The organism is Paraburkholderia translucens, assembly GCF_020881035.1.
GTDB classification, from domain to species: Bacteria; Pseudomonadota; Gammaproteobacteria; order Burkholderiales; family Burkholderiaceae; genus Paraburkholderia; species Paraburkholderia translucens.
In genome coordinates this window covers 16052-36678 of record NZ_JAJITC010000029.1, presented here as the reverse complement: position 1 = coordinate 36678, position 20627 = coordinate 16052, and the positions used below count along the sequence as shown (strand labels likewise).

Below are 20627 nucleotides of genomic sequence, written 5' to 3'. Positions count from 1 at the left end.
CCGTTGCTCTGCATCGTGCGGAATTTCACCAACTGCTCGCGCATCCGGTGCAGCGCCAGCATCGCCTGCTGCATTTCCGTCTTCACCGCCACCGGCTTGCCCGGCTGCTGCACCGCCAGCCAATTCGCGCGCGCGTCCGCCGCATCGTTCTTGTTGCGGATGTTGAACGCCTTCACGAATTCCGCCGGCATCAGCCTGACCTCGTGACCCAACTGCGTCAGGTGCCGCGCCCAGTGGTGCGCTCCGCCGCACGCTTCCATCCCGATCAGGCACCGCGAACGGTTCGCGAAGTGCTCGAGGAACTTCCCGCGCTTGAGCGGCTTGTTGACGATCTCTCCGGTTACCTGATCGACGTAATGCACCTGGAATACGTGCTTGGCGATGTCTACGCCCACTGCGATACTGTTCATCGTGGATCCTCCGGTTGCCGGGAAATGCGTGCATTTTCCACCTGGGCACTTCGATGCCGTCGGCCCGTGAGGATCCACCCCTTCCTCTGCTCTCACGGTTTCGGGTGGGACGCGTTCACTTCAATTCTCCTGTGGATAGGGGCCGTCGATAAAGCATCGACGGACACTGCATCGGCCATGCCAGTTGCTCGTTTCCCGGCCTGCGCGGGTGAAGAAATCGGCGTCGTGGTTGCCGGCCGTGCCGCGCGTCTCTCCGTATGGATGGACTTGGGGTGATCGCACCGCCAGCCCGCGCGGATTTGCGGCGATACGTCGCTGCCCCCAGTCCGTCGTCTCGCGACGGACGTGCGTGTTCAGGCCGGCGGCGCTCGCGCGAGGCCGCCCGGCCGTGCATCGATCGGTTCAGTGCAATTCAGTGCGGCTCGCACCACGAACGGGCGCTCGCCTGCTGCTTGCCTCAGCCTGGGGGTGGTGCCGGCTTCGGCTGTCTACGTGGATGTTTCTTTCGGCGCAAGCGCGCCGAATACTTCGTGCAGGTCCGCTGCCCCGCGCGCGGGGCGCTCCAGCATCTTCAACTCGACACTTTGCAGATGGCGCGACATCAGCGCTGCGGCCTGCTTCGCATCGCCGGCGTCGAGCGCGGCGAGAATCGCTTCGTGGTCTTCGAACGAGCACGGGCTGCGTCCGAGCGACTCGTATAGCGCGGAAATCAGCGTGGAGCGCGCGACCAGTCCGTTCAGGCAATCGCACAACACCGTGTTACCGGTCAGATTCGCGAGCTCCGTATGAAACTCGCCCGACAGCCGGATCCACGCTGGGAAATCCCGCGTTTCGAACGCCTTGCGTTCCCGGCCGAGCATGCTGCCGATGTTCTTCAAGCGCCGCATGCCGTGTCCGCTACAGATCTTTTCGACGACGGCCAGCTCGATGATGCGGCGCATTTCGAACACCTCATGCACCTCCTGCAACGACGGACTCGCGACGAACGCCCCGCGATTCGGTTCGAGATCGACGAGCCGCTCCCCCGCCAGTTGCGAGAGCGCCTGACGGATCGGACCGCGCTTCACGGCGAATACTTCGCATAACTGAGCTTCAGTGAGCTTCGCGCCGGGCGCCAGCCGGTGCTCGAGGATCGCCGCCCGGATACGCTCGGCGATTGCTTCGGGCTTCGAACTGTTCGCGACGGATTCTGTGTCGGACATGATGTGCGCCTCGGTATGCTGGTCATCATAGGATGGACACAAAGATTGTCAACAATCTTTGCGTCGATCTTTGACAGTTTTTGTGCTGCGATGCGGTGGGTCCGCCTGCACACCAGGCTGGGCGGCGGTTCGATGGGAAACTTACCCGTCCGGACAGGACAAGATCCGCTTGCTGGCAGGTTTTTGTCAACAAAAACCTAGAACATTGGCGACAGGTGTGGAACGGAGCGAGGCTTGAAACACTGACAGTTAGTTGCGTCACCAGTACAAAATAGAGCGGGCTATCTGCCCGCTCTATTTGCCCGCTCCTGCCCCGCTCACGCACGCTTCAGCCAAGACTCGGATAGCCCGACGCCGTCAGCCTGAATCCATGCGCATTGGCGACCAGACGCGCGTGCGCACCGACCGGCAATGTCAGCATGTCGTGAACGTGCCCGAACTGGAGTCCCGTCACGACCGGAATGCCGATCAGCGAGCGCACCTGCTCGATCATCGCATGCAGGTCGTAGCCGTTGTCGTACGCGTAGGGCTTGCCGCCGGAGAAATCGCCGAGCACGAGCGCCTGCTGCTGCGCGAGGATGCCGGCCAGATGCAGCTGATAGATCATGCGCTCGATGCGGAACGGCTGCTCGTTGACGTCCTCGACAAACAAAATCCCTCCTTTCACCGGCGGCATGTACGGCGTGCCGACCAGCGACGCCACCACCGCCAGATTGCCGCCCCACAGCGTGCCCGATACGTCGACGTTGTGCGCCTGCGGCGTGTCGCTCGTGACGGTGATGGTCGGCTGGGTCAACGCCGACCAGAAATGCTGCATCGTGAATTCGCTGAGCTCCTCGGCGCCGAAATCGCTCATCAGCATCGGGCCGCTGAAGGTCTTCACGCCGGCGCGCGCGAGCAGCGCCAACTGGATCGCGGTGAAGTCGCTGTGGCCGACCAGCGCGATCGGCTGATCGGCCAGCCGCCGCTGCAGCCCGTCATAGTCGAGACCGTGCAGGATCCGCACCGCGCCGTAGCCGCCGCGCACGGCCAGCACGATATCGGGCAAGTCGCGCGACGGATCGGCGAGCCGGTTCAGATCGGCCGCGCGCTCGCCATCGGTGCCGGCGAAGCGCTGATAGCGGCGCGTCGCGGCCTCCTCCCCGTCGACACGATGCCCCTGCGCACGCAGCCGATGCAATGCGCGACGCAGCACCTCCGGATCATGCGGATAGCCGGACGGCGCGATCAGTTCGATGGTACGAGGAGCGGTCATGGCGAGACCCGTTGAATGTTGTTGTTTTATAGCCGAGTGTTTGGGGGCGGTTCGTTGCCTTCAGCCGTCTCGCCGTGTGCTGCCGCGCGCGCTTCGCGACTCGCGCGACGCCGCTCGGCGAAAAACGAACTGAGCGCTGCGCCGCATTCGGCTTCGAGGACGCCGCCGTTGACCGTTGTGTGATGGTTCAGTCGAGGGTTTGCGAATGCATCGACGACGCTGCCGCACGCACCGGTTTTCGGATCGCGCGCGCCAAACACGACGCGTGCGATGCGCGCGTGCATGATCGCACCGGCGCACATGAGGCAAGGCTCGAGCGTCACATAGAGTTCGCAGCCCGGCAGACGGTAGTTTCGGAGCGATTGCGCGGCGGCGCGCAGCGCGACCATTTCGGCATGCGCGGACGGATCGTGCGCGCCGATCGGATGGTTGAAGCCTCTCGCGATGACTTCGTCGCCGCGCACGAGCACCGCCCCGACCGGTACTTCGCCGGCTGCGCGCGCTTCTTCGGCGGCCGCCTGGGCGAGCGTCATGAAGCGCAGATCACGTTCGGAGACGATGGAAGGTCCGGGATTTTCGGCAGGCGTGGGGGCTTTGGCCGTAGCGTGATCCGCAGCGGGCGAGGAAACCGCGCCGATGCCAGTACCAACGGATTTCTCGCCATCCTCGACCTGCGCCGGCAAGCCAACCGAGGCGGCAGACACGGTCGGCTCGCTCACTGCGAACCCGCACCGGGCGCATCGACATTGCCGACGCGCTCGGACAGACGTTCGGCGATCCGGCGGCAATATTCGCGCGGCAGGACCAGCGGGCCGCCGCGCAGCGATTCGAGCGCCATATCGAGCGCAAGCATGCGCGCCTGGAGACGGCAACGGGTTGCCTGATCGCTCACGGCATTCAGCTCCGTTTGCAGGTCGCGCAACGCGCGCAGCTGCTCGACGGCGGGCGGCACGAAGCCCGCGTTTTTCAGAATCCGGTTGGCGACGCGCACCTCTGGCGGCACCATCGCATCGTCGTCCAGGGGGAGCGGCGCACCCGCACCCGGCAAGTCGTCGAACTCTCCGCGCGCGGCCGCGGCGGCAATACGCTGTTCGACAAGCGCATCAAGCAATTTCATTTGCAATCCACTACGTTGCGGCCCGAGCATTCTATCAGGGAGCGCAGGGGTGTTCAGCGCTCATTGGACAGCAAATACTCGCCGATTCGCCGACTATTCGGCATTTGACGGTGCTTCGGCGTGGACTTAGAGTAAGTCATCAAGTCGCACCATGCGCGCGTCGCCCAGGCAGCGCGGCATGCGGACGTTTTCCACTCGTCGAAGTTGATGCCGCGATGTCCTTCGAGCCGATCGATCACCGCCGTGCTTTTCCCGTCGCGAGTCCGCAACCGCTCCGCGCCGCGCAGCCGATGAGGCGCGGCCCTCACGCCCCGCGGCGCTTGAGCAAGCGTGCCGCATTGGCAGCGATTGCCGCGACGGTGCTGCTTTCCGGTTGTGGCGTTTTTTGCGGTGGCGCGGCGGCAAGTGGCGGCGCCTTTGCCGGCGGCTGCGGGACGAGCGTGCGGTTCTAGCCGGCGGCTTGCGCAACACACGCGAGTTCGACGCCTCCGCCTCTTTAGCGCTGGCCCACCAGCGGCCAGCGCGCGAGCACGATATGCCTGGATTGCCCAAGCAAACTGTGCATCAGCGCAAACTCCCGCACGTTCCAGCATACCGGCTCGGCCGGGCGGCGCCCGATCCACGGCAGCCCGTACGCCAGCGTCAGGTGCGGCGTAAAGCGTGCGTCCGGCTCGATGCCGCCCGCCTCCAACCCCGCTTCGAGCGCATCGTGAAGCGCATGCAGGCCCCGCACACTGTGCTCGCCGACCAGCACCACCGGCCCGGGGCGTGGCCTTTTCGCGAAGCTCGCCACCGCATCGAATTCGACTGTAAACGGCGCCATGCTGACCAACGCCGCCGCCCGCTTCGCTGCCTCGACCACATCCGCAGGCAGGCCGCCCGCGAAGTTCCCGAGATGCCTGAGCGTCACGTGCAAGCGGTCCACAGCAAGCGGTTTGCCGCGCACGCGGCTGCGCGCCTGTGCCTCGACGCAAAGCTGCTGAGCGAGCTTCGCGATACCGGCCGCGGTGTTGGCGTCGGGATAGACCGCAAAAAAGAGCCCGTCGGTGGGTGGGGACCGCGTTTCGAGCTTAGGCAACCACAGTTGTTCCGGCATCGCGCCTCGTTCCCTCGCTGATTCCTTCTGCCGATCCGCACAGGCGACCCGTTGCAGCCATGACAGTGTATGTTCATGCAGCATCACTAGAGAATGCCCGGCGCGCCGGATCAGTTTTTCACGTCGCCGCGTGATGGTGCTCGCGAACATCGCGGGACGCAGCCTCACCGATCCGATGTTCGCGCCCGGTAACACAGTGGCGTCATTTTTCCCGGATGTTCTGCGGATTGCCAAACTTCTGCTACTTTAAAGTGGCATCGCGCTTTCTCGTCGGCGTTGCCTGTCGAGTCAAGACGCATGATCGCGAATGCGATCGTCGCGGCCAACCTGCGGAACCCCGCGCGAGCTCCCTTTGAGTTTGGATTGACCTGAACGGAAGGAGACAGTCGTGAGCGCCATGATGAAAGCCGCCGTATTCGTCGAACCGGGCCGTATCGAGCTCGCCGACAAGCCCATGCCCGAGGTGGGCGCCAACGATGCGCTGGTGCGCATCACGACCACCACGATCTGCGGCACCGATGTGCACATTCTGAAAGGCGAGTATCCGGTCGCCAAAGGCCTGACGATCGGCCACGAACCGGTTGGCGTGATCGAAAAGCTCGGCAGCGCGGTGAGCGGCTACGAGGAAGGCCAGCGCGTGATCGCCGGTGCGATCTGCCCCAATTTCAATTCGTATGCGGCGCAAGACGGCGTCCCATCGCAGGACGGCAGCTATCTGATCGCCAAAGGCCAGTGCGGCTGCCACGGCTACAAGGCGACTGCGGGCTGGCGATTCGGCAACCTGATCGATGGCACCCAGGCCGAATACGTGCTGGTGCCCGACGCGCAAGCGAACCTCGCGCCGGTCCCCGACGGCTTGAGCGACGAGCAGGTGCTGATGTGTCCCGACATCATGTCGACCGGCTTCAAGGGCGCGGAGAACGCCAACATCCGGATCGGCGATACGGTGGCCGTGTTCGCGCAAGGGCCGATCGGCCTGTGCGCGACCGCGGGTGCCCGCCTGCTGGGGGCGACCACGATCATCGCGGTGGATGGGAACGACCATCGTCTGGAGATCGCGCGCAAGATGGGGGCCGACGTCACGCTGAACTTCAAGAATTGCGACGTGATCGACGAGATCCTCAAGGTGACCGGCGGCCGCGGCGTGGATTCGTCGATCGAAGCGCTCGGCATCCAGAGCACGTTCGAATCGGCGTTGCGCATCCTCAAGCCGGGCGGCACGCTGTCGAGTCTCGGCGTCTACTCCTCCGATCTGACGATTCCGCTGGCCGCATTCGCGGCGGGCCTCGGCGATCACAAGATCAATACGGCACTGTGCCCTGGCGGAAAAGAGCGCATGAGGCGTCTGATGAACGTGATCGAGTCGGGCCGCGCCGACCTGGGCGCACTAGTCACGCATCACTACAAGCTCGATGACATCGTGGCCGCCTACGAGCTGTTCGCGAATCAGCGGGACGGCGTGCTGAAGGTGGCGATCAAGCCGCATTGATGCGGTCGATGTAGCGCCGCTCCCAATGATCAAGCCAGGTGTTCATTGAGGTCTCCCGGCAAGGCGATCTGGCACAGGCTGACCCGCTGCGGCCGCAGCGTCGTCATGGCCTGCATCAGTGCATCGGCGCAGCCCGACGCCAGGCTAGCCCTTGCTCGGACAGCGTCCTCCCGGACATCTCCGCTGCGAACGGCAAGCGTGGCAGATCGAACGCCTATCTATCCCCTCAACTGGCCTTGCGCTTCGACAGTTGAGCTATCAACGCCTTGTTGAAGGCCGGGAGATCGTCCGGCTTGCGGCTCGTGATCAGATGACCATCTTCGACGACTTCCCGGTCGACCCACGTGCCCCCCGCGTTGCGGATATCGTCCTGCAGGCTCGGCCAGCTCGTCATCGTGCGTCCCTTGACGATTCCCGCCGACACCGGCAGCCAACCGCCGTGGCAGATCACCGCGATCGGCTTTTTCGCGTCGTCTGCGGACTTAACGAAAGCCTGCGCCTGCGGCAGCAGGCGGATCGCATCGCCGTTCACCACGCCCCCCGGCAGTACGACCGCGTCGTAGTCTGCTGCGCTCGCGTCGTCGAAGGTCCTGTCGACCGCCACGGTGTCGCCTTTGTCGACGTGCCTGAAGCCCTGGATCGTGCCCGGCTTCGCCGAGACGACGTGGACCGTCGCGCCCGCTTCGGCGAGGGCCCGTTTCGGCTCGAACAGTTCAGCCTGCTCGAAACCATCGACGGCGAGCACCGCCACCTTGTATCCCTTCAGTGTGTCAGACATCTGCGTTCTCCTTTCGAGTGCGGGAATCGGGCGCGGCAGGCGCCCTCGTTGTCCTTTCTTGCGGTCCGCATCGGGCATGCCCGCGCCGTGGCCCGATGCGCCATGCGCACGCAGGTCCCGCAAGGACCATTCCCCGCGGCCCCACTCGAAGCAAGGCCTGAAGTTTGCTGCGCGAGGGATATCGACGACAGAAGGAATCATGATCCGAATCGACAGGCACCAACGCATCGAGGAACTCCAACTCGCGACGGTCGATCTATTCAAATCCGTCAAGACGCCGACCGCCAACGTGTACGACGAGGGATCGACCGTCTACATGCAGATTTCGTGGGTACCGGAAAGCCATGCCGACTCGACGCTCGATTCGCGTTGCGTGTGCACGGTTCGCTTTACGGGCAAGCAGATAGACCGCTATGCCGCCATGGATACTGCCGGGCGGCTGCGTGTGCAAAGAAGGCTGCGGGTCTTCGTTCGCGAGCACTGCGATGCGACGCGACCCGACGGCTCGCAGCGTGACGATTGCTCGGACGAACTCGCACCCGGCGACGATCTGCTCGACGTGCCCCACTGACCCCGCATTGACGCCCGGCTCGAGTGCGGGCCCGATGATCTTGGGCCTGAGTGAATCGCGCTGGCTCGCATTCGTGACAGGGTTCGCCGTGGTGCATGTGCCCGGACCGGCGAGCGGGTCATCGAGTCATGGCGTCATTCCGGTCAGTCGTAACTACCGGCGCTCCTCGTCTTCTTCGCCCGATGACGATTCGACGCGCCTGCGCATCTCCACGGTGATGCGCAGCCGGCACTTCGCATAACCGGCCCACGGGTCGTGCTTCAGCGTATCGAGCCGCTCGCGCAGGTTGCCGACCGTCCACTGATCGCCGCTCACCGTATGCTCGACTTCGTCCCACGCGAGCGGTACCGACACACCGAGGCCCGGTCGCGCACGCGCGGAAAATGCCGCGATCGTGCTCGAACCGCGGTTGTTGCGCAAATAGTCGACGAAGATCTTCTTCCTGCGATTCTGCTCGCCCATCTTCGCGCTGAACCGGTTGGGCAGCGTCCGCGCCATGTGCTGCGCGACCGACCGCGCGAATGTCTTCACGTCGTCCCAGCCCAACGCCTTTGCAAGCGGCACCACCACATGCAGCCCCTTGCCTCCGCTCGTCTTGCACCACGACGCGAGACCCAGCTCCGCAAGCAGGTCTCGCGTAAGCTGCGCGGCCTCGATCATCGCGTCCCATCCAAGAACGGGGTCCGGGTCCAGGTCGAACACCATCCGGTCGGGTTTCTCCAGCGCCGACACCACGCCGTTCCATGTATGAAACTCAATCGCATCCATCTGCGCCGCGCCGATCAGTGCCTCGGTGTTGTCGATCGTCAACAGTGCCGCGCGCCCCGGGTCGAGCCCTTCGTGCTGGGTGACGTGCGGCAACGCGAGCCTGCTGCCGTGCTTCTGAAAAAAGTACTCGCCGCCGATTCCGTCCGGCGCGCGCGCCAGCGCAACGGGCCGGTTCGCCAGATGCGGCAGCATCTGCGGCGCGATCCACGCGTAGTACTGAACGAGCTCGAGCTTGGTCGTCCCTGTGCCTTTGTCGATGATGCGGTCCGGATGCGAGATCCTCAGGCCGGCAACCGTCTGTTCACCGGACATTTTCCCGGCGCGTTGGACCGGCTTCGTACTGTCCGTCCGGGGCGCCTCCCGTACGATTTCACGCGCGGGCTTGTCGCGGCGCAGGCCGATGAACGACGCCTGCCTCACGATGCCATCGCTGGTCCATTGCGCGAAGTTGCATTCGGCGACCAGGTCGGGCTTCACCCAATGTACCGGCGTGCGGCTGCGCTCGCGCGGCACATCCGCGAACGGCATCTGCCCGACTTCGCGTGCGGCCAGTTCCTGCTTCACGGTTCGCAACGCGGCCTCGTCGAAACCGGTGCCGACGCGCCCCACGTATTGCAGCCGGCGATTTGCGTCATACACGCCGAGCAGCAGCGCGCCGAATCCGCTGCGGCTTCCGGCCGGCTCGCTATAGCCGCCGATCACGAACTCCTGACGTCTGCGGCAGCGCAGTTTGATCCACGCCGGGCTTCGTCTCGACACGTAGTGGCTGTCGCGCCGCTTGCCGACGATACCCTCGAGTCCCATGTCGCATGCGCTTTGCAGCAGGTCGTGAGGCGAGATCGCGAAGTCCCCCGAAAAGCGCAGCATGTCGCTGCCCGTGTTCTCGAGCACCGCGCCTAGCAGCGCGCGGCGCTGCACGAGCGGAACCTTGCGCAGGTCATAGCCGTTCAGCCACGGCAGATCGAACAGAAACAGCACGATGTCCTGAGGACGGTTCGCATCGAATGCGTTCTGCAGCGCCTGAAAATCCGGCACGCCGTGTTCGTCGAGCACCGCTGCTTCGCCGTCGATCCACGCCGAGTCGATGTCGAGCTGCGCGAGCGCTTCGCATTGCCTGGCAAATTTCGCGCTCCAGTCGAGTCCGTTCCGCGTAAAAATGCGTACCGGCTGCTTTGCCGCGCGCCGGTCGATACGCGCGAGCACCCGGTAGCCGTCGAACTTGATTTCATACGACCAGTCGTCGCCTTGCGGCACCGTATCGACGAGCGTCGCGAGTTGCGGATTGAGCGTAGCCGGCAGTGCGGCCTTCAGGGCACCTTCGATCGACGGCGATGCCGCCAGCTCGCGCAGCGACGACACATTGCGCGTGGCGACGATGTCGGGGCGGCTGGCTTTGCCGTTATCCGAACGGGCCGCCGACGCTGTCGGGCGAGTCTTGCGCTTCGCCGCGCTCTGCTTTGCCTGCCTGCCGCTGCTGCGGGCATCGTTGTTTTGTGCATGCGAGAGCACACTACCCGGCCGCTCGGCCAGCACGTCGAACTCGTCTTCGCTGCGGGCCGCTTCGTCCCGCTCCTTGATCAGCAGCCACTGCTCCTTGTCGCCGCTGCCGCGCATATGGCTTTTCACGAGCGTCCAGCCACCGTGCAGCTTTTCGCCGTCGAGGCGGAACTTCAGTTTGCCGGCCGCATACGCGTCGCGCGCGGCGCGTTCGCCGTCCGCCGGTTCCCACGTGCCACGGTCCCACACGAGCACCGTGCCCGCGCCGTAGTTGCCCGCGGGAATCTCGCCTTCGAACGATCCGTACTCCAGCGGATGATCCTCGACGTGAACCGCGAGACGCTTCACCGATGGATCGAGGCTCGGCCCTTTCGGGATCGCCCACGACTTCAGTGCGCCGTCCAGTTCGAGACGGAAGTCGTAATGAAGCCGCCGCGCATCGTGTTCCTGAATCACGAACGAGAGCGCATGGCGATTCGATTTGCCGTTGCCGCCCGAGCGCCCGGTGGCGCGCCTGCCACGCGATGTGCCTGCCGGTTCCGGCGTCTCGTCGAAGCGGCGCTTGCGCCGGTACGTCTCCAGTTTTTGCGTCATGGTCGGAATTCGTCGTTGCGTTCACGCATGCCGGCACTACGCGCGGCGGCTGCGCGGCGACGTCGTGCGCTGGCTGGATCGGCGCACACTGCTTGTCGCGCGGCGCTTGCTTCGCGGGGACGATAGTTCTGCGGGCCCGGTTTCGTCCCCGGCGGACTCGCCGCCCTTTGCATTGCGCCGCCCCAGACTGCGCCTGAGCAGTTCCGACAGATCCACGATTTCCGCCGTCTGCCGCGTACTGGGCGCCGCGCTCGCCTCGATGGTGCCGACCTCCCTGGTCTTGCCTTCCCTGATCTTCCTGTCCACGAGTGCAAGGATCTTGTCGTGGAACGTATCGTGATAGTCGTCAGGGTTCCACGCGGTCGTCATGTCGTCGATCAGCTTCTTCGCCATGTCGAGTTCGCGCGCCGTCACGCCAGTCTTGCTCGCACGCTCGTCCGGCAGGCGCAGCCCGTCGAGCGGACGGACCTCGTCGGACCAGCGCAGCGTATCGAGCGCCAGCATGCCTCCCGCGGCAACCAACGCCGCCAGATGCTGCTTGCTGTGCAACACGACGCTCGCAATGCCGATCCTGCCGGTACTGGAAAGCGCATCGCGCAACAGCGCGTAGGTTTTCTCGCCGCGGCGCTCGGGTACCAGGTAGTAAGGCGTATCGAGATAAAGAAAGGAAATCTCGGACGCGTCGACGAAGGCAAGGATGTCGACCGTCTGCGTCGATTCCGGATTGGCAGCCCGGATCTCGTCGTCGTCAAGCACGACGTACTTGCCTTTCTCGTACTCGAAGCCGCGCACGATGTTTTCGCGTGCGACTTCCTTGCCGGTGCGCTTGTTGATCTGCCGGTAGCCAATGGGATCGATCGAGTGTTTGTCGAGCAGACTGAAGCTCGTGTGCCGCGTCGTCGTCGCCGGATAAATCTGCACCGGCACATAGACGAGGCCGAAGCTGATGCCCCCCCTCCAGATTGCGCGCGTCATGATGCCTCCTGCCACGTTCGTCGGGCGCCCTCATCGGCGACGGCGAGCGACTGTCGGGTTCGGCTGGTTGCTGCGTCGCGCAGCGGCTCTCTGTCGAATCAGCAAAACCGGTGCCCGCGCCTGCCGCTCCTTGGGCTTTTGACGAACTTGCCGCAGCGCATGTGCGAGCCAGTTTTGGCATGTGTATTGCGCGCTCGCAGTATTTCCGCAACGCCAAACCTATTCAGACGAGGGCACCATGTCACGCTCACAGTCCGCTCATCCCTCGACGCGCCGCCGTGCTGGCCGCCCGCCGCGTCAACGCCATGCGCGCGCAGACCACGCCCGCCCCAGCCGGAAAAGTGCGAGCCAGCGCTCCAACCGCTGGTCGCATCAGGTGATGGAAACCAGCGACGCGATGGATATCGAGGGGGGCATCTTCAAGTCAGGCAGCGCGGAAGAAATCGCGCAGTCGTTGAAGCGTTCTTCTACGCGAAGCAGGCGGCGCAAGGGCACGCCGTTTCAATCGGCGATGTCGATGTTGAACTTTTATGTGAACCGGGCCGGCAGAAATTTGCCCCAGACACGGCGCAACGTGCTGCAACAGGCGAAGCGCAAGCTGCGCGAAGCGTTCGGACGCGGCTCGCGGTGAATCCTCGGAGTGGCCGCGCGAGCGGGACGAAAACCATCCCCGGCAGCATGTGCGAAAGCTCGGCCCTGGCATGATGTCGGCCGCTTCTGCACGCCATCGTCGGTGCAGCGCGGGAATGTCGATTGCGTGCTCCTGCGCAATGCGCACTGTGGGAGAGAGGCATGGATTCGCGCTTGCAATCGCGCGTCACGCTCGATCGCCAGGCGTCGCTGACTTCGGCGACCGCCCTGCTTGGCGTGCTCTATGCGGGCAGCCCGCTCGTCACCCCGCTGTATCCCCTCTATCAGCGCGCTTTCGCGCTGTCAGAGCTGATGGTGACGCTCATCTACGCTGCCTACGTCATCGGCAATCTCGGCGCGACATTCCTGTTCGGCCGTGTGTCAGACCAGGCGGGCCGTCGGCCGGTCAGCCTGCTCATGCTTGCGATCGCGATGGTGAGCACCCTGCTATTCCTGTTCGCCACGGGTCCCGCATGGCTCTTCGTTGCGCGGGCGGCGAGCGGCCTCGCGATCGGCGTCGGCGCGGCGACGGCGACGGCATGGATCACCGAGCTGCATCCGGGCAACGACGCCGCGCCCGCGAGCCGCCTCGCCGCCGCGATCAATCTTGCCGGTCTCGCAGCCGGCGCATTGCTGGCGGGTCTGCTCGCGCAGTTTGCGCCCGCGCCGCTACACACCGTTTTTGTGGTCTATCTGACGATCCTCGCCGCCATGGCTGCACTGACCGCACTGTCGCGGGAAACGGTGCAACAGCGCGTGCGCAGTATCGGGAAACTGTCGCTCGACTTTCATGTCGGTGTGCCGGCCGACTTGCGCGTGCCGTTCATTACCCCCGCCGTCACGGCCTTCGCCACCTTTTCGCTGCTCGGATTCTACGCGGCGCTACTCCCCAATCTGCTCGAGAACAGCATGCACGAGCACAGCCCCGCCTTGAGCGGCGCTGTGGTGGCGGAGCTGTTCGCCACCAGCGCAATCACCGTCGTCGCAACGTCGGCGCTGGCCGCGCGCGCCGCGATGAGGACGGGTTTGTGGCTGCTCCCGCCAAGCCTGGCTCTCCTGCTATGGGCCCAAGCCGCAGGATCGCTCGCATTGTTGATCCTGGCGACGGCAGTTTGCGGCGTCGCCTGTGCGCTCGGCTTTCGCGGCAGTCTTCAGGAGGCAAACAGGATGGCGCCCGCGGAGCGGCGAGCCGAGCTGCTCTCCGCCTATCTGCTGTGCTGCTATACCGGCAATTCGCTGCCGGTGGTAGGCATCGCGTTGCTGTCGCGCTTCGCCGGACACTTCTGGGCGAATGCGACGTTCTCGGCAATATCGGTTGTGCTGGCGGCGATCGCACTCGCGGTGGATCGCCGCCAACCTTCGCTGCGGCGCTGAGCACCTTCCGGCACCGGGCTTCGTCGGGAACGCGATCGGCAGCGCTCGATGACGGCTCCGGTGCGCTCGAAGGTGATCATGCTAGCGGGTGAGCGATGACGAAAATACCCTACCGCAGCTAGTCGCGATTTGCATCGAAGAAGCGACGGACTTCCTGTTGCGCTTCTTCGCGAGTCTTGCCGTAGCGCTCCTGGATGATCCCGGTAAGCCGCTCGGCACGTCCTTCGGCGCGGGTGAGGTCATCGTCCGTCAGTTCGCCCCACGCGGCCTTCGCCTTGCCGATCAATTGCTTCCACTTGCCAGCTGTGATGTCTTCGTTCACGTTACTCTCCTTTGAGATGTTGAATCCTGCCGGAAGCCTCGGGAAGGCGCCCCATTACATGCCTCGTCCGCATGATCAGGGCCACAATCGATACTCTGCATCCCGAATTGAACCTACTCCAGCGCACGCATGCCCCCGGCTTGGGATGACTCTTTCAGTCAATGTCCGGACCTGCTGCCGCTGCAGCACCTGCGGCCCGTACCCGTGCTTCGCAAGCTCTGTACCTGCCCGGTAGCGCTCGTGTGCCGCTGCGGCCCGTTCATGATCCCCAGCCCGCTCCGTAGGCACCGCGACATCCGGTGACATGCTCGATCAGGGTCCTAGCCGATCGACGCCCAGCATGCCGATCTCAACCCGGCCGAGGTCGTGGCGGCGCTCAGGATCTTCGCCATGTCGTCGGAATCGGAGCGGTCGCGCCAACTCACGACGAGCCGCTCCTCGACGCCACCTTCCTCGTCCGTTTGCCGGACTCCCCGGCATTCCAACGCAAAGCCCGCGGCTCGCAGCCGTTCCAGCAGCGCGTCCCGGCCTGCTGCATCGCGCCCGTAGCCAAGCGTGAGCCACGCACGCTTGTCGCGGGTCAGACGGTGCTCGAGCGGCTGCAGCGCCCACAGCACGATCAATCCGAGTCCGAGCCCCAGCACGCCAAGCACGAGCTGGCCGCCGCCGATGCAAAGTCCGATCACGGTGACGAACCACAACGTGGCTGCGGTGGTCACGCCGGTTATCAGCCCATCGCGGCGAAACACCGCCCCCGCCCCGATGAAGCCGACGCCCGTCAGGATGCCGAGTGGCAGGCGCATCAGGTCCAGCCTGACGAACGAGTCGGCAGACTTGCCGGACAGTCCGAGAAGCGCGTTCACCTGAAGCATCGCGATGCACGCGGCAAGGCAAACCAGAATCGTCGTCCGCAAACCCGCCGTCTTGCCCGCCTCGCTGCGGTCGACCCCGATCAATGCGCCCGCAACCAGCGCCAGCACGATGCGAACGAGCACGTCGCTCCAATGCAGTTGCACGGACATCACGCTCATGTCGCCCTCCTCGCATCGCCGGCCGGATGAGCCTCGCCGGGACCGACCTGGGCTTCATGACGCAAACTGCGTTCCACCTGAGAACGTGCCCCCGGGACACTGGATGCGGCTCGGCTCGGATCACCGATGAAGAGCGAGATAGTCCACATCGTCGAGCGCATGCGCCGCACCGATCAACGCGACGTGCGACAGCGTCAGTGGAAAATTGCCGCACTGCCGGTTCAGCGAGGTGTCGTACTCCTCGGCCAGCAGTCCCACGTCGTTGCGCAGCGCCACGACGCGGTCGAACAGTTCCCTTGCCGTGTCGTCGCGGCCCTGCATCTTGCGGATCTGCACGAGCCACAGGCTGCATGCGAGGAATGCGCCTTCGGGCAACTCGCTTCGATAGCGCCGCACGAGTCCGTCCTTCATGAGATTTCGCTCGATCGCATCGACCGTAGCGGCAATCCGGGGATCGTCGACGGGCAGGAACCCAAACAGAGGTAGAAGCAGCAGGCTCGCGTCGATCTGATCGCTGCCGTACGATTGTGTAAAGCAATTCAATGCGCGGTTGAAGCCTCGCTGGCAGATATCGCGATGCAGGCGTGCGGCAAGATGCTTCCAATGCGCTACGCGCGAGGCCTCGCCGAAGTCCCTCGCACAACGGATCGCGCGATCGAGCGCGACCCAGCACATCGCCTTCGACAACGTGTAGTGCCTCGGTTCACGCCGTAGCTCCCACAAGCCATTGTCCGGCTCTCTCCATATCCGTCCAACGTGATCCGCCATCCGGCGCTCGAGCTCCCAGACGTCGTCATCCGGCGGCAGGCCATGCCGGCGGGCAACGTACAGCGCATTCATGACTTCGCCATAGATGTCGTGCTGGCTTTGCGATACCGCGAGGTTGCCGAAGCGTACCGGGGTCGCGCCTTCGTAGCCGGGCAGCCAGTCGCAGATCCACTCGGCGATATGCCGCGAACCGTCGACCGCATAGACGATCTGCATGTCGCTCGGGTGTCCGGCGACGGCCCGCACGAGCCAGTCGCGCCATGCCACCGCCTCCTCGCGAAAGGCGCGACGCTCACAGCAGCCATGCCGAGCGTCGTGCCGCTCAACGGGGAGAACACGGTCGGCATCGCGTGGTCGACCCGGACGTCGATCGGCCCCAACTCGTTTTCGATGCGCTCGGCAGCGGCCTGGACCGCTGCGGCTTCGCTGACCTCCAGTGAAATCGGCAAGGCTGTCGCGCCAGCCGCGCGAACGTCGGCCAGCGCGCCGGTCACCACTACCGGGGAAGGCCATGTCGCTCGTTTCATGTTCTTCTCGCCTCTTCTCGCTATACGGACCGACCGAGCAGGCACGGCGCCAATCGCCTTGTGCGAGACCGAACCGTTTGCCGCGGCGCGCCAGCCTGCATGCACCCCTAAGCAACCGGCATTCCATCCACAGGCCGACGCCCAACGATGCCGGCGACGGGAACGGATATTGCCCCGTCCACGTAAGGCGGGCTGTGCGCCCGCGCGGCACCCTGCGCGACGCAGATGCGAGGACCCCATGGAACACGATGCCGACGACAAAGCCCATTTCGATCCCGGGCAGCAGCCGGCGCGCCTCGACGAATGCCGGCGCTGTCCGCTCTGGGCGCGGGCGACCCAGGCGGTCGGCGGCGAAGGGCCGAAGCATGCGCCCGTCATGCTCGTCGGTGAACAACCCGGTGACCAGGAAGACCGTCACGGCAAGCCGTTCGTGGGCCCGGCCGGCGCGCTGCTCGACGACGCGCTGAAAGAAGCCGGCATCGACCGACACGATGTCTACATCACCAACGCGGTCAAACATTTCAAATGGGAGCCGCGCGGCAAGCGCCGGATGCACAAGAGTCCGGCCCAGCGGGAATTTGAAGCGTGCCGGTACTGGCTCGAACGGGAACTGGCGCGCGAGCAGCCGCGCGTCGTCGTGGCGCTCGGCGCCACTGCGCTGAAGGCGTTGCTCGAGCAGCCGGGGGCACGGCTCAATGCCGCTTTCGGCAAGACGATCGAGCACGAAGGCCTCAAGGTCATCGCGACCTGGCATCCGTCTTACGTGCTGCGCGCGCCGGATCCCCAGACGCGCGAGCGTGCTCGCGGCGAACTCATCGATGCGCTGCGCCGCGCGGGCCGGCTCGCGAACCGCTAGGGTTACGCTCGTCGTGCTGCGCTGGGCCGATGACCGCGTCGCCGCAACGCCAACACGGTTTGCATCCGCTCCCGAAGCGCTTCGCGGCTCCCGCGCACGGCACGCGGTTTGCTGGCTGGATGTCGGATGGGCCCGCCAGGGAGCAAATGATGTCCAACCGCGAAAAACACCCTCATTCGAACCGCAGCGAGCAGCAGATCGACGAGGCGGTCGAAAACACGTTTCCGGCAAGCGATGCGCCGTCGACCGGTGGCAGCACACGCATCGAAGACGACGGCAACGAATCACACGACGAAGCACCCGAGCAGCACGACGACAAGCGCGCGAGGCGGCGTTCGTCGCATGGGTCACATTGATGCGGCCGGCCGCACCGCGGCGAAGGGCGCGCCATGACTGAGCCGCGCAGCGATGACCATTCGCCGCCCGCCCACGACGAGCCCAGGCGCAACGAGCATGGCGAGCGCAACGCGAGCACGGAGGCCCCCGGCAACGGTGACGGAAGCGACGGCAGCGATGGAAATGGCGGTGAGCGCAAGCGGCCCGGCAAGAAGCCGCTGATCGTCCTTTCGGTCGTCGTCGTGGTGCTCGGCCTCGCCGCGTTCGGCTGGTGGTTCGCGACGCGAAACCAGGAAGGCACCGACGATGCCTACACCGACGGCAACGCCATCACGATTGCGCCGAAGGTATCCGGCTACGTGAGCACGCTCGCTGTCGACGACAACACCCGGGTCCGCAAGGGCGACCTGATGGTCGTGATCGACAGGCGCGACTATCAAACCCAGGTGGATGCGGCCAGGGCGCAGTTAGGCCTCGCGCAGGCGCAGCTGAAGGCCGTCGTGAAACTCGACGTCGCGCGGGTGCAATATCCCGCGCAGTATGCGCAGGCGAAAGCGCAGGTCGAATCCGCGCATGCGAATCTGCGCGAGGCACAGGCGAGCTACGAAAGACAGCATGCGGTCGACATCCGCGCGACGTCGCAGCAGAACATCGACGTCGCCAATGCAGAGAACGCGACCGCCGCCGCCCACGTCGACGAGGCGAGCGCGCAGTTGCGAACCGCAGCGCTCGTGCCGCAGCAGATCCGCCAGGTCGAAGCGACGGTCGAGGAACGGCGTCAGCAGGTACGGCAGGCAGAGGTCCAGCTCGAACAGGCGGAGCTGAACCTGTCGTGGTGCGAAGTGCGCGCGCCGTCGGACGGCTGGATTACGCGGCGCAACGTGCAATATGGCACGTTCCTGCAGGCGGGCACGACACTCTTCTCGATCGTGACGCCTGAGGTCTGGATCACCGCGAACTATAAGGAAACGCAGCTCGACCGGTTGCGCCCCGGCGACAAGGTGACAATCAAGGTCGACGCGTACCCCGAGCTCGAGCTGCATGGCCACGTGCAAAGCGTGCAGCTCGGCAGCGACTCGCGCTTCTCCGCGTTTCCGGCCGAGAACGCAACCGGCAACTTCGTGAAGATCGTGATCGACGACGGTCTTCCGAAAGACCATCCGTTGCCGCGTGGATTGTCGGTCGAACCGACCGTGTACGTGCGCCCGTAGCAGCCGCTGCATCGCCACGCGCACGGCGGACTCGAGAAGGCGCGAGCCCCCTGCAATAGTTTCAACCGGCAAGGCGTTTTTACGTTGCCGCCGCGCCGGCCCGTCGTTGACCAAGGACCGCGCGATGCCTCTGCGCCGCCCGCCTCTGCCGTTCGCCCTGCGCTGCGCGCTGGCCGCATCGATCCGCCGTCCCGGCGCCGCGGGGCCGAGATGAACGCAAAGGCTTCGAACGGCAACGGCGCTAGCGGTCGCGACACCGACCATGGCGGCTGGCGGCCCGCCGCGAATCCGTGGCTGATCGCGATCGTCGTCACGCTCGCGGCGTTCATGGAAGTACTCGACACGACGATCGTCAACGTCGCGCTGCCGCACATCGCCGGCACGATGTCCGCGAGCTACGACGAAGCGACCTGGACACTCACGTCCTATCTGGTATCGAATGGGATCGTGTTGCCGATCTCGGCGTTCTTTGGCCGCATCCTCGGCCGCAAGCGCTATTTCCTCGTGTGTATCGCTGCGTTCACCGCCTGCTCGTTCCTGTGCGGCATCGCGACGAGCCTCGGCCAGCTGATCGTGTTCCGGGTGCTGCAAGGCTTCTTCGGCGGTGGCTTGCAGCCGAACCAGCAGTCGATCATCCTCGACACCTTTGCACCCGAGCGGCGCGGCCGCGCATTCTCGGTCTCCGCGGTCGCGATCGTGGTCGCGCCGGTGCTGGGGCCGACGCTCGGCGGCTGGATCACCGACAACTTCTCATGGCGCTGGGTGTTCCTGCTGAACGTGCCGTTCGGCATCCTCACGACGCTCGGCGTGATGCAGTTCGTCGAGGACCCGCCGTGGGGGCGCCGCCATCGCGGCAAGATGTCAATCGACTATCCCGGCATCACGCTGATTGCGATCGGTCTCGGTTGCCTGCAGTGATGCTCGACCGCGGCGAGGACGACGACTGGTTCAAGTCGCCGTTCATCGTCACGTTCGGCGCGCTCGCCGCGGCCGGCATCCTCGGCGCGACGGTATGGCTGCTGTACGCGAGGCGTCCGGTCGTCGATCTCTCGTGCCTGAGGGACCGCAATTTCTCGATCGGCTGCGTGCTGATGGCTGCCTTCGCGGCCATTCTCTATGGCAGCGCGGTGCTCGTGCCGCAGCTCGCGCAGCAGCGGCTCGGCTACACGGCGACACTCGCGGGTCTCGTGCTCTCGCCCGGTGCCGTGTTGATCGTGATGGAGATACCCATCATCAGCCGGCTCATGCCGCATGTGCAGACACGTTATCTGATCGCCACTGGCTTCCTGCTGCTGGCACTCGCGCTCGCATACGCGCATACGCTCGTTCCCGACGTCGACTACGCAACGCTCGTGAAGATGCGCAGCGCGCAGTCGATCGCAATCGGCTTTCTGTTCGTGCCGATCACGACGCTCGCGTACCTGACCGTGCCCCGCCGGCTGAACAACGACGCGTCCGCGCTCTTCACGATGTTTCGCAACGTCGCGGGCTCGGTCGGCATCGCGCTGTCGACCGCGATGATCCGCGAACGCATGCAGGTCCGCATGGCGCACCTCTCCGGGCACATGACGCCGCTCTCGCAGAATTACGCCGACACCCTGCGGCGCACCGCGAAAACCATCATGGACACGACGGGCGAGCCGCACGCCGCCGCGTTGCAGACTGCGACGGGCCGCCTGTACGAGACCTTCGCGTCGCAGGCGGCGATCCTCGCGTACATCGACGTGTTCGCGATCCTGTCGATCTTCTGCCTATGCTTCCTGCCGTTGACGTTCTTCTTCTCGCCGGTGAAAGCGGCGGGCGCAGGCGCAGGACACTGA

19 protein-coding genes and 1 pseudogene are annotated in these 20627 nt (G+C 65.1%); 8 read left to right on the top strand and 12 right to left on the bottom strand.

Features of this window, described 5'->3' with window-relative positions:
- The 6 genes from LJ655_RS29310 to LJ655_RS29285 form a co-directional block, all read right to left on the bottom strand.
- A partial coding sequence (locus LJ655_RS29310; RefSeq protein WP_230564646.1) for an IS110 family transposase occupies positions 1-410 on the bottom strand: 410 nt, incomplete at its 3' end.
- 488 nt (positions 411-898) lie between these two features.
- Entirely contained in the window at positions 899-1612 is a 714-nt protein-coding gene (locus tag LJ655_RS29305) for a GntR family transcriptional regulator (protein WP_230564645.1), read from the bottom strand.
- 328 nt (positions 1613-1940) lie between these two features.
- The gene (ldcA, locus tag LJ655_RS29300) at positions 1941-2867 is read right to left on the bottom strand and encodes a muramoyltetrapeptide carboxypeptidase (RefSeq protein WP_230564644.1); all 927 of its coding nucleotides are present in this window, start codon (positions 2865-2867) and stop codon (positions 1941-1943) included.
- 26 nt (positions 2868-2893) lie between these two features.
- The gene (gene tadA / locus LJ655_RS29295; RefSeq protein ID WP_230564651.1) at positions 2894-3427 is read right to left on the bottom strand and encodes a tRNA adenosine(34) deaminase TadA; all 534 of its coding nucleotides are present in this window, start codon (positions 3425-3427) and stop codon (positions 2894-2896) included.
- Between the two features lie 155 nt (positions 3428-3582).
- A complete protein-coding gene (locus tag LJ655_RS29290) occupies positions 3583-3984 on the bottom strand; it encodes a DnaJ family domain-containing protein (RefSeq protein ID WP_230564643.1) in 402 nt (133 codons plus the stop codon).
- Between the two features lie 496 nt (positions 3985-4480).
- Complete coding sequence (locus LJ655_RS29285; RefSeq protein ID WP_230564642.1) at positions 4481-5080, bottom strand: 2'-5' RNA ligase family protein; 600 nt, start codon at positions 5078-5080, stop codon at positions 4481-4483.
- A 388-nt stretch (positions 5081-5468) separates the two neighbouring features.
- Here LJ655_RS29285 and LJ655_RS29280 point away from each other — a divergent pair, with 388 nt between their 5' ends.
- Positions 5469-6569 carry an NAD(P)-dependent alcohol dehydrogenase gene (locus LJ655_RS29280; protein WP_230564641.1) on the top strand — a complete coding sequence of 367 codons (1101 nt, stop codon included), beginning with the start codon at positions 5469-5471 and terminating at the stop codon, positions 6567-6569.
- A 226-nt stretch (positions 6570-6795) separates the two neighbouring features.
- Here the strand turns inward: LJ655_RS29280 and LJ655_RS29275 are convergent, their stop codons facing one another.
- The gene (locus LJ655_RS29275; RefSeq protein ID WP_230564640.1) at positions 6796-7347 is read right to left on the bottom strand and encodes a type 1 glutamine amidotransferase domain-containing protein; all 552 of its coding nucleotides are present in this window, start codon (positions 7345-7347) and stop codon (positions 6796-6798) included.
- 199 nt (positions 7348-7546) lie between these two features.
- Between LJ655_RS29275 and LJ655_RS29270 the strand changes: the two genes are divergently transcribed.
- Complete coding sequence (locus LJ655_RS29270; RefSeq protein WP_230564639.1) at positions 7547-7918, top strand: DUF3022 domain-containing protein; 372 nt, start codon at positions 7547-7549, stop codon at positions 7916-7918.
- Positions 7919-8071: 153 nt separating this feature from the next.
- On the opposite strand, the gene ligD is transcribed toward LJ655_RS29270, so the two are convergent.
- The gene (gene ligD, locus LJ655_RS29265; RefSeq protein ID WP_230564638.1) at positions 8072-10777 is read right to left on the bottom strand and encodes a DNA ligase D; all 2706 of its coding nucleotides are present in this window, start codon (positions 10775-10777) and stop codon (positions 8072-8074) included.
- A gap of 36 nt (positions 10778-10813) precedes the next feature.
- Positions 10814-11752 (bottom strand): non-homologous end joining protein Ku, encoded by a 939-nt coding sequence (gene ku, locus LJ655_RS29260; RefSeq protein ID WP_230564637.1) that lies wholly within the window; start codon positions 11750-11752, stop codon positions 10814-10816.
- 238 nt (positions 11753-11990) lie between these two features.
- Between ku and LJ655_RS29255 the strand changes: the two genes are divergently transcribed.
- Complete coding sequence (locus LJ655_RS29255) at positions 11991-12383, top strand: DUF3175 domain-containing protein (RefSeq protein WP_230564650.1); 393 nt, start codon at positions 11991-11993, stop codon at positions 12381-12383.
- Between the two features lie 161 nt (positions 12384-12544).
- Complete coding sequence (locus LJ655_RS29250; protein WP_230564636.1) at positions 12545-13756, top strand: MFS transporter; 1212 nt, start codon at positions 12545-12547, stop codon at positions 13754-13756.
- Between the two features lie 118 nt (positions 13757-13874).
- Here LJ655_RS29250 and LJ655_RS29245 read toward each other — a convergent pair whose 3' ends face one another.
- From LJ655_RS29245 to LJ655_RS29235, 3 genes are all read right to left on the bottom strand, one after another.
- Complete coding sequence (locus LJ655_RS29245; protein WP_230564635.1) at positions 13875-14078, bottom strand: CsbD family protein; 204 nt, start codon at positions 14076-14078, stop codon at positions 13875-13877.
- 320 nt (positions 14079-14398) lie between these two features.
- On the bottom strand, positions 14399-15109 hold the full coding sequence (locus LJ655_RS29240) for an MgtC/SapB family protein (protein ID WP_425605851.1): 711 nt from the start codon (positions 15107-15109) through the stop codon (positions 14399-14401).
- A 120-nt stretch (positions 15110-15229) separates the two neighbouring features.
- Positions 15230-16144 (bottom strand): glycoside hydrolase family 15 protein, encoded by a 915-nt coding sequence (locus tag LJ655_RS29235; protein WP_230564634.1) that lies wholly within the window; start codon positions 16142-16144, stop codon positions 15230-15232.
- 498 nt (positions 16145-16642) lie between these two features.
- On the opposite strand from LJ655_RS29235, the gene LJ655_RS29225 reads away from it, so the two are divergent.
- The 4 genes and pseudogenes from LJ655_RS29225 (at position 16643) to LJ655_RS29210 (ending at position 20627) form a co-directional block, all read left to right on the top strand.
- A complete protein-coding gene (locus LJ655_RS29225; RefSeq protein WP_230564633.1) occupies positions 16643-17260 on the top strand; it encodes a UdgX family uracil-DNA binding protein in 618 nt (205 codons plus the stop codon).
- 149 nt (positions 17261-17409) lie between these two features.
- Positions 17410-17616: a hypothetical protein gene (locus LJ655_RS29220; RefSeq protein WP_425605850.1), complete on the top strand. Its 207-nt coding sequence runs from the start codon at positions 17410-17412 to the stop codon at positions 17614-17616.
- A gap of 33 nt (positions 17617-17649) precedes the next feature.
- On the top strand, positions 17650-18807 hold the full coding sequence (locus LJ655_RS29215; RefSeq protein WP_230564631.1) for an HlyD family secretion protein: 1158 nt from the start codon (positions 17650-17652) through the stop codon (positions 18805-18807).
- A 210-nt stretch (positions 18808-19017) separates the two neighbouring features.
- Positions 19018-20627, top strand: a pseudogene (locus tag LJ655_RS29210) (DHA2 family efflux MFS transporter permease subunit).

What these genes read in the sequence shown, in the direction of transcription:
- LJ655_RS29305 (WP_230564645.1), bottom strand. Translation starts at nt 1,612, where the DNA reads ATGTCCGACACAGAATCCGTCGCGAACAGTTCGAAGCCCGAAGCAATC.
- ldcA (WP_230564644.1), bottom strand. Translation starts at nt 2,867, where the DNA reads ATGACCGCTCCTCGTACCATCGAACTGATCGCGCCGTCCGGCTATCCG.
- LJ655_RS29290 (WP_230564643.1), bottom strand. Translation starts at nt 3,984, where the DNA reads ATGAAATTGCTTGATGCGCTTGTCGAACAGCGTATTGCCGCCGCGGCC.
- LJ655_RS29285 (WP_230564642.1), bottom strand. Translation starts at nt 5,080, where the DNA reads ATGCCGGAACAACTGTGGTTGCCTAAGCTCGAAACGCGGTCCCCACCC.
- LJ655_RS29275 (WP_230564640.1), bottom strand. Translation starts at nt 7,347, where the DNA reads ATGTCTGACACACTGAAGGGATACAAGGTGGCGGTGCTCGCCGTCGAT.
- LJ655_RS29270 (WP_230564639.1), top strand. Translation starts at nt 7,547, where the DNA reads ATGATCCGAATCGACAGGCACCAACGCATCGAGGAACTCCAACTCGCG.
- ligD (WP_230564638.1), bottom strand. Translation starts at nt 10,777, where the DNA reads ATGACGCAAAAACTGGAGACGTACCGGCGCAAGCGCCGCTTCGACGAG.
- ku (WP_230564637.1), bottom strand. Translation starts at nt 11,752, where the DNA reads ATGACGCGCGCAATCTGGAGGGGGGGCATCAGCTTCGGCCTCGTCTAT.
- LJ655_RS29255 (WP_230564650.1), top strand. Translation starts at nt 11,991, where the DNA reads ATGTCACGCTCACAGTCCGCTCATCCCTCGACGCGCCGCCGTGCTGGC.
- LJ655_RS29250 (WP_230564636.1), top strand. Translation starts at nt 12,545, where the DNA reads ATGGATTCGCGCTTGCAATCGCGCGTCACGCTCGATCGCCAGGCGTCG.
- LJ655_RS29240 (WP_425605851.1), bottom strand. Translation starts at nt 15,109, where the DNA reads ATGAGCGTGATGTCCGTGCAACTGCATTGGAGCGACGTGCTCGTTCGC.
- LJ655_RS29225 (WP_230564633.1), top strand. Translation starts at nt 16,643, where the DNA reads ATGGAACACGATGCCGACGACAAAGCCCATTTCGATCCCGGGCAGCAG.
- LJ655_RS29220 (WP_425605850.1), top strand. Translation starts at nt 17,410, where the DNA reads ATGTCCAACCGCGAAAAACACCCTCATTCGAACCGCAGCGAGCAGCAG.
- LJ655_RS29215 (WP_230564631.1), top strand. Translation starts at nt 17,650, where the DNA reads ATGACTGAGCCGCGCAGCGATGACCATTCGCCGCCCGCCCACGACGAG.